11 protein-coding genes are annotated in these 11,149 nt (G+C 33.9%); all 11 read left to right on the top strand.

Translation table 11 applies throughout. The annotated features are described in order from the left end of the window. Positions 1 to 133 precede the first annotated feature (133 nt). Positions 134 to 1,291 (top strand): hypothetical protein, encoded by a 1,158-nt coding sequence (locus tag H6F32_RS10925; protein WP_190369359.1) that lies wholly within the window; start codon positions 134 to 136, stop codon positions 1,289 to 1,291. 48 nt (positions 1,292 to 1,339) lie between these two features. Beyond that, a complete protein-coding gene (locus tag H6F32_RS10920) occupies positions 1,340 to 2,197 on the top strand; it encodes a hypothetical protein (RefSeq protein ID WP_190369358.1) in 858 nt (285 codons plus the stop codon). Positions 2,198 to 2,358: 161 nt separating this feature from the next. After that, positions 2,359 to 2,940, top strand: coding sequence for a hypothetical protein (locus H6F32_RS10915; RefSeq protein WP_190369357.1), 582 nt, complete (start codon positions 2,359 to 2,361; stop codon positions 2,938 to 2,940). 14 nt (positions 2,941 to 2,954) lie between these two features. Continuing rightward, positions 2,955 to 5,258 (top strand): dynamin family protein, encoded by a 2,304-nt coding sequence (locus tag H6F32_RS10910; protein WP_190369356.1) that lies wholly within the window; start codon positions 2,955 to 2,957, stop codon positions 5,256 to 5,258. 117 nt (positions 5,259 to 5,375) lie between these two features. Further along, positions 5,376 to 6,119, top strand: coding sequence for a Uma2 family endonuclease (locus tag H6F32_RS10905; protein ID WP_190369355.1), 744 nt, complete (start codon positions 5,376 to 5,378; stop codon positions 6,117 to 6,119). Between the two features lie 165 nt (positions 6,120 to 6,284). Further along, complete coding sequence (locus tag H6F32_RS10900; protein WP_190369354.1) at positions 6,285 to 6,965, top strand: Uma2 family endonuclease; 681 nt, start codon at positions 6,285 to 6,287, stop codon at positions 6,963 to 6,965. Positions 6,966 to 7,061: 96 nt separating this feature from the next. Further along, on the top strand, positions 7,062 to 8,423 hold the full coding sequence (locus H6F32_RS10895; protein WP_190369353.1) for a TldD/PmbA family protein: 1,362 nt from the start codon (positions 7,062 to 7,064) through the stop codon (positions 8,421 to 8,423). 242 nt (positions 8,424 to 8,665) lie between these two features. Continuing rightward, a complete protein-coding gene (locus H6F32_RS10890) occupies positions 8,666 to 9,049 on the top strand; it encodes a papain fold toxin domain-containing protein (protein ID WP_190369352.1) in 384 nt (127 codons plus the stop codon). Positions 9,050 to 9,073: 24 nt separating this feature from the next. Continuing rightward, positions 9,074 to 9,442: a hypothetical protein gene (locus tag H6F32_RS10885; protein ID WP_190369351.1), complete on the top strand. Its 369-nt coding sequence runs from the start codon at positions 9,074 to 9,076 to the stop codon at positions 9,440 to 9,442. A 147-nt stretch (positions 9,443 to 9,589) separates the two neighbouring features. Next, a complete protein-coding gene (locus tag H6F32_RS10880) occupies positions 9,590 to 9,769 on the top strand; it encodes a hypothetical protein (protein WP_190369350.1) in 180 nt (59 codons plus the stop codon). Positions 9,770 to 9,959: 190 nt separating this feature from the next. Next, positions 9,960 to 10,832, top strand: coding sequence for a site-specific DNA-methyltransferase (locus tag H6F32_RS10875; protein ID WP_190369349.1), 873 nt, complete (start codon positions 9,960 to 9,962; stop codon positions 10,830 to 10,832). Positions 10,833 to 11,149: the final 317 nt, after the last annotated feature.

Here is an 11,149-nt window from a genome sequence, read left to right as displayed (position 1 = left end):
GACTAAAAAACTTAGCTTACAACACAGGTCAAACTATTTATCAAATTAAGCATAATTTGCTTTCTAATTATTTAATAGGACAACTAAAACGTCCAGATATTGCTATGTCAATGGTTTAGTCTTTAGGCGCTCGGTGCGGCTACGCCGCACCATCGCTTGTGCCAGTTGCGTAAGTCCTATAAAGTTAAGAGAACCTTTTGAAAACTTAGATACAAAAGTTAAGCAAGTTCTAGCAGAGGAATTAAAAGATGATACTGTAAATTATATCAAAACGGCAATTGCGGAATTGCAAAATTCGGAATTGCAAAATTCGGAATTGCAAAATGTACAACCATATAAAGGATTGGGAGAAAAATTATCTCCTCTGTTTGGATGGCGTGATGCGTTAAGAAAAGGACTTCAGGAAGTATTAGAAGCGGTAGCCAAGTCTTTAGAAACTGGTAAGATAGACTTAAACAATCCAAATTTGAAAAAGGCAAATATTTTAAATGTAAATTTACTATCCAGAAACTTAAATCGTTTAGTCAACTTGGGTTATACTGCTGCCGTTGCTAAAGAGGGTAAAACAATGGAAGCAAAAACAGAGGAAGAGAAAAATCAACTTCAACAAATCAATGAAGAACTGAATGAATTAGCTATCCACCTCAATATTGTCATAGAGGATGTATTAAAGCAAATTTCTACCCAAGAATTAAATAGGATTTATGAAGCTGTATCTCAACTATTTAGTCACCATTTGTCTTATACTGAAAATGAATCAAAGAAAATTGCACCTGATATATCTATCAAATTTCCTGATGATCAAATCAATCAAGTTGATCATCAACTAACATTTAACTTTCAGTTTACAGCAGGATTTGCGATTACACAAGGAACATGGCAAGAAAAAATAAAGATTGAAAAAAAGCGAAGAGATTGGTACACATTATGGCTTTGGGAAGAGACTTTTTATGAAATCCAATATGAAACCCGTTCTAGTGATAATGCTCAAGTACCTAGTGTGGAAGACTTACTAACAGGTTGGATTATCCAATCACAAGGTGAACAAATTAAAATAGTAAATCAAATTGCGCGTTGGTTATTAGAACAAATTGACGTTCTAAAAAAAAATGTAAATAATATTCAGAATGATATTCTTGATCGTTATCAAGAAAGACTGGATAGAGCTAACCAAGAAATTACCTTAGATTATGAAAAACAAAAAGATGTTTGGCTACTTATGCAAGCAAAAGCTAAAAATCTATCAGCAAAATTTTCTGGTTTAGAAACTTCCTGGAAATTCAAGAACTAATCTTGTAAGTAAAATAAGATTTATCCATGCAAAAATACATACAATGATATGAGCAACAAAAAACTAGTATCCTCCCCAGGTCAAAACTTAAAAACCCTTTATGAACAAGTTTTTGAAAAAATTTATCCCGACATAAACGGTCATAAAAAAGGAGTTCTATCCACAGTTATACATTCAATAGTTCCAGAAAATGCCCAAGAAATTCTCTCATTATCAAATATTAGTGATACAGCATCGGTAGAAGATGACTTATCTATATCATCTGACATTATTGGTCTTTTTGTGAGTACGTCAAATGATAAAAAACAACAGATCACAGCACAGTTCCAAGAAGTCTTTAACAACTTATTGGATTTGAGTAAATATGAAAAGAATGATCTCAAGCTATTTCAAATTGTTGTGATCGGATGTTTAATTGTAGGAGCTTCTGCTTGTCTTTCATTTCTCAGAAAAGGACAACAAATCCCTAAAAATATACCATCAAATATACCATCAAATATACCATTAAGTAACTCTTCACCACCACAAAAAAATCCTCAATCCTTGTGTTTGGTCATATCAGAATCGGTATTAGGCGGAAATATCAAAGAAAATTATCCCATTAATATCTCTGATATAGGAAAATTAATAGATAATTCTGCATATTTTCTCTGTACAAATTCCGAACAAGCAGATAAAATACAAGAGCGTCTAGAATTAACTGAGGAAAATATTACGAATGTAAGTGAACCAAAAGAAGTTTACATCAGAATTAACATTGCTGATGCAGAAGAAATGATGGGAAAAAAATTTCCATATATTTTAAAGAGAAATCTTCCTGCTAATGGAATAGGTGTGGTGAGAAAAATAGCTTATCTTAAATATCTATCTGTATCTGGTTTAGACGAATTTAACCGCATTTTTTGAAGAAATTTATCCCGTTATCCTGACATAAAAAATGAAAAAAAGGAGTCTTAGGTCAAGTGATATATTCAATAGTAGTTATACAACAATGTGCGACAAAAATTTGCTCATCATTTGGTATTGTTAGTAAAGCATTATTAAAAGATAACCTCTTGAGTCTTTTTGTGAGTAAGTCAAATGATGAAAAACAACCTCTTAACAACTTACCGGATTTGAGTAAATATATGGAAAATAATTATCTCCCATTGATGATTGTGACAGGATGTTTAATTGCAGGACTTGCTGTTTATATATATCTTAAGCAACAACAAAGTTCTAAAAATATACCATCAGGTAAGTTTTCACCACCACAAAAAAATTCTCAAACTGTATCACCTGTATCCTTGTGTTTGGTTGTACCAGCCTCGGTATTGGGAGGAAATATAAGAGAAAAATATCCTATTGATATCTCTGATTTAGAAAAATTAATAGATAATTCTGCATATTTTCTCTGTATAGAACCAGCACAGGCAGATATGATACAAAATCAGCTAGAATTAACTGAGGAAAATATGACGAATGTAAGTGAACAAAGAGAAGTTTACATCAGAATTAATATTGATGATGCACCAGGAATCATGGGAAAAAAAGTTCCATACATTTTAAAGAGAAATCTTCCTGCTAATGGACAATGTGTGGTGAGAAAAATAGCTTGTCTGAAATATCTATCTGTATCTGGTTTAGAAAACTTTAACCGCATTATTTAAGGAGTATCTACAAAATGGATTGGAAAACAGCATCTTCCTACTACGAAACCCGTCTAACCGACGCATTAAATATCCAAAGACACGCGGTTAATTTAGCCAACTTACCTCAAGCAGAAGTTCCCGCAAAATTAAAACAAATCCTAATACAAGAAGCACAACCCGCACGTCGTCAATTAGAAAGACTCAAAAAACGTGAATTTCGCATTGCAGTTGTGGGTTTAGAAAAAGCCGGAAAAAGTACCTTTGTTAATGCTTGGTTAGAATGTGATTTACTTCCCGCAAAAGGAGGAAGATGTACATTTACCACCACACAAATTTATTCAGTTGAACATGAATCAGAACAAAGATTAGAAGTACAAGCAAAAACAGAAGCTGAATTTATCAACCTACTCCAAGAACTAGAAAAAGCCAAAGCGCAAGAAGATATTAATACTATTCATACCCATGAAATCACATTACAACAAGTGAGACAAGAAGGAAATCGAACATTTCCATTTACGAGATTAGAGGATATTCGAGAACCTTTAAAAAAATATGTCGCAGATGAAAAATATGCTCATGCTGTGTTAGAAGCGAGACTTTATACAAACAAACTTGCACAAGCTGAAGGTATAGTTTTTTATGATGTTCCCGGTTTAGATTCAGGTTTAGCAAAGCACGTTGACGAAGCCCAAGAAATGTTATCAGATTGTGATGCTGTAATATTAGTACAGCGTTTTACCAGTCTCAGAGAAAAAGAATTAGAAATTATCAAATTTACAGAACAAGGTGATAAAAATGTCACCGTTGCTGATAAATTATTTGTATTTTTAAGTCGCATTGATTCATTAGGTAGCGCAGAAGCAATGAAAACCCACATTCAAGAAGCTGCTGAAGATTGGTTAAAACGGGCAAATTTACCCAGTCAAAGAATAGTTTCTGGTTCTGCTGGTGCATATTTATTATTAAATAGTATAGCATCAGAACAAACTAAATTAGAAATAGGCAACCCTATTAAAATTCAATCTCATTTACAGGAATTAACAGGTATTGATGATGTAGAAATTCTCAAAACAGAAGCTACTGGTATTCCTGTAATTAAAGAGAAAATCTTTCATTATATTAATACGGAAAGAGTCGCTATTTTAAAGAAACGGTGTGAAGCATCTCTGAATACAATTATCAGCACATCTGAAGAAATTTATCGTTTAGTGAGTAAAAATCATCCAGAAAATCCAGAAGATGCAAAACTATTTGCAGAAAATAATCGTCGGGTTTTGTTTGCTGAATGGTGGAATCAAAAATGGTTAATCATTAAAGCAGATTTACAAAAATATTATGATGCTTATATAGTTAATAAAACCTTAGAAAATAAAACCTTAGAAAATTTAACTAGTAATTCCTTAACCCAAATAACCCAAATAGACAAATTTAGAGAAGAATATTTACAAATTGTAGATCAAGAAATGCACAACCTGAAGGAGGAAACATTTAAAAAGAAAGATAATATTTTTCTGGCTAACTCCAATCCTGAATTTGATAGAATGAAAGCTAACTATGCTTGGCGCGAAGATTTGTATAATGATATTAGTAAACTTTTAGCTACTATTGCTAAACAATTGGCTTTAGAATTAAAAAGTGAAGCCTTAAACCTAGTGGAATATATGACAAGTTTATTATGGGGAAGTAGTCAAGTAAAAGCCAGGTTAATTGAAAATTCAGAAGATTATTTTTTATCCAAATTAGAAAATAGTTTAAGTGTGTTATTTTTACGTTTTGCGCGGCCAGTAGCAGAAGCATTAATTAGAGGACCAGTTAATAGTGATACTCGCAATAAAATCATCAAAAATTTGGGAGTAGATATTGAAATTGTAGATAACTATTACACAGGAAATGAACCTGCTTATAGTGTTCTCAAAAGATATGTAAAATATGGTTCTGACTTACTTTTTAACCCAGAAATTCGCCAACAAATATTAGGAGTAACAGGAGTTGTAACACAAATAGCAATGGATGTTGCTAGTGAACTAATACCACCACAACAAGCGGTAATATTTGAAGTAGAAAATGATATTAATGCTTTTGCGGAATATTTGAGATTTGCAATTTTTAACGCTGCTGGTTTTGAGTCTTATTGTGTTCAAGAACTGAAAGGTTTAGTTGATAGTTTTCGAGAAAAAGAAGGAACATGGACAGGGGTAGCAATGAATGAATGGTTACAAGAAAATCCACTTTTATTAGCGGAAATACCGAAGAATTTAAAATCACAAGAATCTAATGAAGTTAGTAAAAGATTGCGACAATTATCTGTGGCGTTAAAGAATAATCATTTATTGTAGGGATAATTCATGAATTATCCCTACAATGTTAATTGTACTTAATTATACACATCTAGTTATTAATATATATCCAATCAATGCTACAATCAAAAAACAACTACTTGATGCCATATCAATATGATCATTGCACAAGACATAGAACAAACAAAAGACATCTCCCTAGATGTCATATTTCCCCCCAGTGATTTATATAGCGATGAACCACCCGTGGAAACAGAACTGCATTTAGAGCAAATTATGCTCTTAATTAAATGTCTTAAATGGTTATGGAAAGATAGAACAGATTTCTATGCTGCGGGAAATTTAACTGTTTATTACAGTCCTAACCAGAAAAAGAATGAAAAATTAACAGGCCCTGATTTTTTTGTGGTTTTAGGAACAGAAAGAAAAACCCGCAAAAGTTGGGTAGTGTGGGATGAAGATGGTAGATATCCAAATGTAATTATAGAAATTCTTTCACCAACTACTGCAAACACTGATAGAGTAACTAAAAAAGAACTTTATCAGAACACCTTTAGAACTCCTGATTATTTCTGGTTTGATCCTTATACATTAGAATTTGTAGGTTTTCATTTAATTGATAACAAATATCAATCTTTAGAACCTAACGAAAAAGGATATTTATGGAGTGAACAATTAGGTTTATATTTAGGAGTACATGATGGTTTATTAAGATATTTTACCTCTCAAGGTGAATTAGTACCCACACCAGAAGAAACCGCAGCACAAGAAACTCAAAAAGCAGTAAAATCAGAAAAACGAGCAAACCAGGAAGCTAAACGAGCAGCACAAGCAGACGCAAGAGCAGAACGTTTAGCCGCAAAATTGAGAGAATTAAATATTGATCCTGATAAAATCTAGGATGTGATATTTAGATATTTAATAAATATCTGGTAAACATTACAGTAGGGACAATTCATGAATTGTCCCTACAATGTTAATTATACTTAATTATACACATCTAATTATTAATAGATGTCTAATTAATGCTACAATCAAAAAACAACTACTTGATGCCATATCAATATGATCATTGCACAAGACATAGAACAAACAAAAGACATCTCCCTAGATGTCGTATTTCCCCCCAGTGATTTATATAGCGATGAACCACCAGTGGAAACAGAACTGCATCTCAGACAAATTATCTTACTCTTACAATGTTTAGAATGGTTATGGAAAGATAGAACAGATTTCTATGCTGCGGGAAATTTAACTGTTTATTACAGTCCTAACCAGAAAAAGAATGAAAAATTAACAGGACCTGATTTTTTTGTAGTTTTAGAAACAGAACGCAAAACCCGTAAAAGTTGGGTAGTATGGGATGAAGATGGTAAATATCCCAATGTGATTATAGAAATTCTTTCACCAACTACTGCAAACACTGATAGAGTAACTAAAAAAGAACTTTATCAGAACACCTTTAGAACCCCTGATTATTTCTGGTTTGATCCTTATACCTTAGAATTTGCAGGTTTTTATTTAACAAATGGTCAATATCAACCTTTAGAACCTAACGAAAAAGGATATTTATGGAGTGAACAATTAGGTTTATATTTAGGAGTACATGATGGTTTATTAAGATATTTTACCTCTCAAGGTGAATTAGTACCCACACCAGAAGAAACCGCAGCAGCAGCAGACAAACGAGCAGAACGTTTAGCCGCAAAATTGAGAGAATTAAATATTGATCCTGATAAAATCTAGGATGTGATATTTAATCAATATCTGGTAACAATTACAGTAGGGACAATTCATGAATTGTCCTTTACCCCAAAAATAACTTAATTAGAACATTAAAACATGAAATTACAAGATTTATCAACATTACAACAAACTTTTGATCACCTGATTGAAAACCTGTTAGCTAAAAAATCCATAAATGAACATTTTACCATCAAATTAAACAGCGAAAACAGTCAATTTACCAGATTTAATAACGGTAAAGTGAGACAAACAGGAACAGTTAATGATGGTTGGATTAGTTTAACATTAATGTCAGAACAACGCACCAGTTTTAGAAAGTTTCCCTTCACTGGTAACTGGGATATAGATTGGGAAATAACATCTAATGCGTTATTAGAATTACGAGAAGAATTACCATTATTACCAATTGATCCTTATTTGGTATTGCCATCAGGAAATAACCACAGTCGAGAAGTTCATCATGGTAAATTATTAACTGATGAAATGTTAGTTTCTAGTATTTTAGAACCTGTGAATGATGTAAATCATACCTTAGATTTTACTGGAATGTATGCAGCAGGAACAGTTATCAGAGGTTATGGAGATTCTTGTGGACAAAAACACTGGTTTGTTACGGATACTTTTAATTTAGATTATTCTTTATTCATTGAAACTAGCAAAGCTGTAAAAGGAAATTTTGCAGGAAGTGAATGGAATCAATCTGCTTATGTTGCTAAAATTAATGATGGTAAAAAACAATTAGCAATGTTATCACAACCTGCTAAACATATACCCAAAGGACAATATAAAACCTATTTTGCTCCTGCGGCGGTTGCTGATTTATTGGGTATGTTATCTTGGTGTGGTATTAGTGAAGCTGATATTCAACAAGGTAATAGTGCTTTAGGTGTTTTATCCCGTCAAGAAAAACAACTTTCACCAAAATTTACCTTAAAGGAAAATTTTAGCCAAGGTTTAGTTCCTCGGTTTAATGAATTAGGAGAAATATCTGATATAGAATTAACTCTAATTGACAAGGGAATTTTAATTAATAGTTTAGTTAATTCTCGCACTGCTAAGGAATATCATAAAGTCGCTAATGGTGCAAATAGTGCTGAAAGTTTAAGATCACCAGAAATTCTCCCCGGTAACTTAACCTTGGCGGAAATTTTATCAAGTTTAGATACAGGTTTATATGTCGCTAATTTACATTATTTGAATTGGAGCGATCGCTCTAGTGGTAGAATTACAGGTATGACTCGTTATGCTTGCTTTTGGGTTGAAAATGGTCAAATTATTGCCCCTATTGAAAACCTACGTTTTGATGAAAGTCTTTATCAATTTTGGAGTCCAGAAAACCTGATTGATTTTACCACTTTTCAAGAATTTATCCCTGAAGTTGGCACTTATAGCAGTCGTCAATTAGGAGGAGTTTTAGTTCCAGGTATGCTAGTCCATAACTTCACTTATACTTTATAGTGTTTCCGGCGTTGATGAATTGGGGTATAATATTTATCCCGTTTATTTCGCGCATCAGCGAAGGTCTTGTTGAATTGTATCTAAGTTCATAATCTCATTTTGTTGTTTCTCTGATTATAGTTTAGCGACAAATGTTTTTACCAAACCAATGAGATAAGGTGCGTTACATTTCATTAACGCACCCTACAGAATCGGCGATCGCACTCCGTTAACTGTAAAACAAGAGCAACATTTTTTAGGAGGTGCTATTTCTGCATAATTTACCAGATAATTTATACATTGCTGAAATTCATCAAGCAATTGGTAATCTTGTCATTCGATTTCCATTACTTCATTGCCAAGAATGTGCTAAGACACTCAAACAGTGGCTAAAACAACGTAAAATTCCTGGTAAACTTTGGCGACTTTCGACTATATACGACAATGAAGATTTTATTTTGAGTTATCGCCTAGAAAAACAAGGTTGCTTTGAAACTATTACGGAAAATGGCGTTCATTACGGTGTTGAAGTTTTTGGCAAAATTTTCGACAATCTTTCCGGACAAGGAGTATACCCAGATGACTGGATTCAAGATTTTACCTCTCTATCTAATGAGTTTAAAATAGAAGTAATAGAAGAATTTTGAAAATTTTTAATGGAGTTAAACTCAATGAGTGCATTATTTAATTTACTGGAAAAAATTAAAACCAAACCAGGCTTATATTTGGGAACAGCATCTATAAGTAATTTACGGATGTTTATTTTGGGATATCGCTTTTCTCGTTCTGAATTAGGTATTACTAATACTGAAACTGAAAGTGATTTTTATAAAAACTTTCAACCTTGGCTACAAAACCGCTTATCTATCCATACTGTTAATGCTTGGGATAAAATTATTTTACTCACCTGTATTGATGAAAAAGCTGCATTTGACTACTTTTTTCAATTACTAGATGAATTTATCGAAAGAGACAAAAGCCGGGATATTGAACCAATTCTGGCTGAACCATCCTCTAAAAATTCTCAAAAAGCTGCCTGAAGAATAACCCTGAATCTTAGTGTGCTTCGGGGCTGGGCTTAAGGATCATTTTCCTAGAGTTTCTAAGTAGAGTTTAACATTCACATCAACTGATCATAACTTTGCTTTTCTCAAAGGTGTTTAGCGGTGAAGTTGTAGGGTGCGTTAATGAAATGTAACGCACCCTACAAGATCAGCGATCGCACCATTTTTCAGCGATTTAAACCAGACTTTGATTACCTTCTTCCTTTGCGCCTTCCCTACTTTGCGCCTTTGCGCGAAACAAAAACCGTGGTTCATTTACCTGAAATTTGCTGTAAACCACAACGAGCGATCGCTTACCCATGAGATCGCATTTAATAATAGTTTAGGAAGCACAAGAAGATAGAAATTTAGCGATCGCACTTTTCCCAAAGATGTTTAACGGTAAAATTATAAAGTGCATTACATTTTATTAACGCACCCTACAGGATCGGCGATCACATTATTTTACAATAGACAATACTCCTGATGTACAACCAGTTAAAAAGCAAATCTAATGACAGTACAAGCACAGCTTGAACAGAATACTCACAAAACGGTGAAGCCAAACCAGCCAGAGGTCGTGTGGAAATCTAGTGATGGACTTTCCTGTTTATACTATGGTGATAGTTTAGAATTGATGGATTCACTACCTGCTGAAAGCGTAGACTGCATCTGGACTGATCCCCCTTACAACCTTTCAAATGATGGAATAACCTGTGTTTCTGGGCGCATGGTTAAAGTTAATAAAGGCGAATGGGATCGCAGTCAAGGTGTTGAACTAGACCATGAATTTAACAAAGCATGGCTCGCTAGTTGCTATCGTATACTTAAACCAACAGGTACTATATGGGTAACTGGTACTCTTCACGTATACCCATCAATTGGGTTTGCTATGCAGCAGCTTGGCTTTCGGATTCTCAATGATATTATTTGGGAAAAACCTGCTCCACCTCCAAATCTAGGATGTCGTTGCTTTACTCATTCAACAGAGCTAATATTATGGGCAACCAAGGCACGTAAAGGAAAAGAAAGTTACACCTTCAATTATGAAGAAATGAAGGCTGAAAATGGCGATAAGCAAATGAAAAATGTTTGGAGAATGTCTGCTCCAAACAAATATGAAAAGCTTTACGGTAAACACCCAACACAAAAGCCAGTTGATCTTGTTGCAAGATGTCTTCGAGCCAGTACAAATCCAGGGGATTTGGTTTTTGATCCTTTTTCTGGTTCTTCCACTACTGGAGTTGCAGCTTTGTCACTAAGTCGAAAATTTATTGGCTGTGAAGCAGATGCAGGACATATTGAACTATCAATCAAACGATTGACCAATCCTATTCAATTAGAGTTATCGCCTATGTTGAAGCAAGGTAATATATGGAAAGAGTAGAGGCAATTAGCCGCCTTAGGACACTTATTGGTCAAGACCGTAGCGCGAGTCTTTGAGAGTAAAGCAGATCGTCATTCCCTTGTGCATTCAGTAGTTTCCTTCGATCTCAATAATACTGATATCATCTATAAGCAAGTTAAATCAGATTATGACCTTGTTCGAAAAACAATAGGAACTGAAGGATTTTCCAGTCTTAGCAGCAAAATGGGCAAGCTTGTGCAGCCAAGAACAAAGGGGCGAGGTAACGGAAGCACTTCTCGCGCTTTCTATGCTCGCACAGGGTTTGTCGCGCATATTTTGGGAGAAGGCTACAGGAT

It is taken from the genome of Anabaena sp. FACHB-1237, assembly GCF_014696225.1.
Lineage (GTDB): Bacteria > Cyanobacteriota > Cyanobacteriia > Cyanobacteriales > Nostocaceae > FACHB-1237.
Note: the sequence above shows the minus strand (reverse complement) of the source record. Positions and strands in the feature narration are given on the sequence as shown.

Excerpts from the sequence above, each read along its gene's own strand:
- H6F32_RS10920 (WP_190369358.1), top strand. The coding sequence starts at position 1,340 with ATGAGCAACAAAAAACTAGTATCCTCCCCAGGTCAAAACTTAAAAACC.
- H6F32_RS10910 (WP_190369356.1), top strand. The coding sequence starts at position 2,955 with ATGGATTGGAAAACAGCATCTTCCTACTACGAAACCCGTCTAACCGAC.
- H6F32_RS10905 (WP_190369355.1), top strand. The coding sequence starts at position 5,376 with ATGATCATTGCACAAGACATAGAACAAACAAAAGACATCTCCCTAGAT.
- H6F32_RS10900 (WP_190369354.1), top strand. The coding sequence starts at position 6,285 with ATGATCATTGCACAAGACATAGAACAAACAAAAGACATCTCCCTAGAT.
- H6F32_RS10895 (WP_190369353.1), top strand. The coding sequence starts at position 7,062 with ATGAAATTACAAGATTTATCAACATTACAACAAACTTTTGATCACCTG.
- H6F32_RS10885 (WP_190369351.1), top strand. The coding sequence starts at position 9,074 with ATGAGTGCATTATTTAATTTACTGGAAAAAATTAAAACCAAACCAGGC.
- H6F32_RS10880 (WP_190369350.1), top strand. The coding sequence starts at position 9,590 with ATGAAATGTAACGCACCCTACAAGATCAGCGATCGCACCATTTTTCAG.
- H6F32_RS10875 (WP_190369349.1), top strand. The coding sequence starts at position 9,960 with ATGACAGTACAAGCACAGCTTGAACAGAATACTCACAAAACGGTGAAG.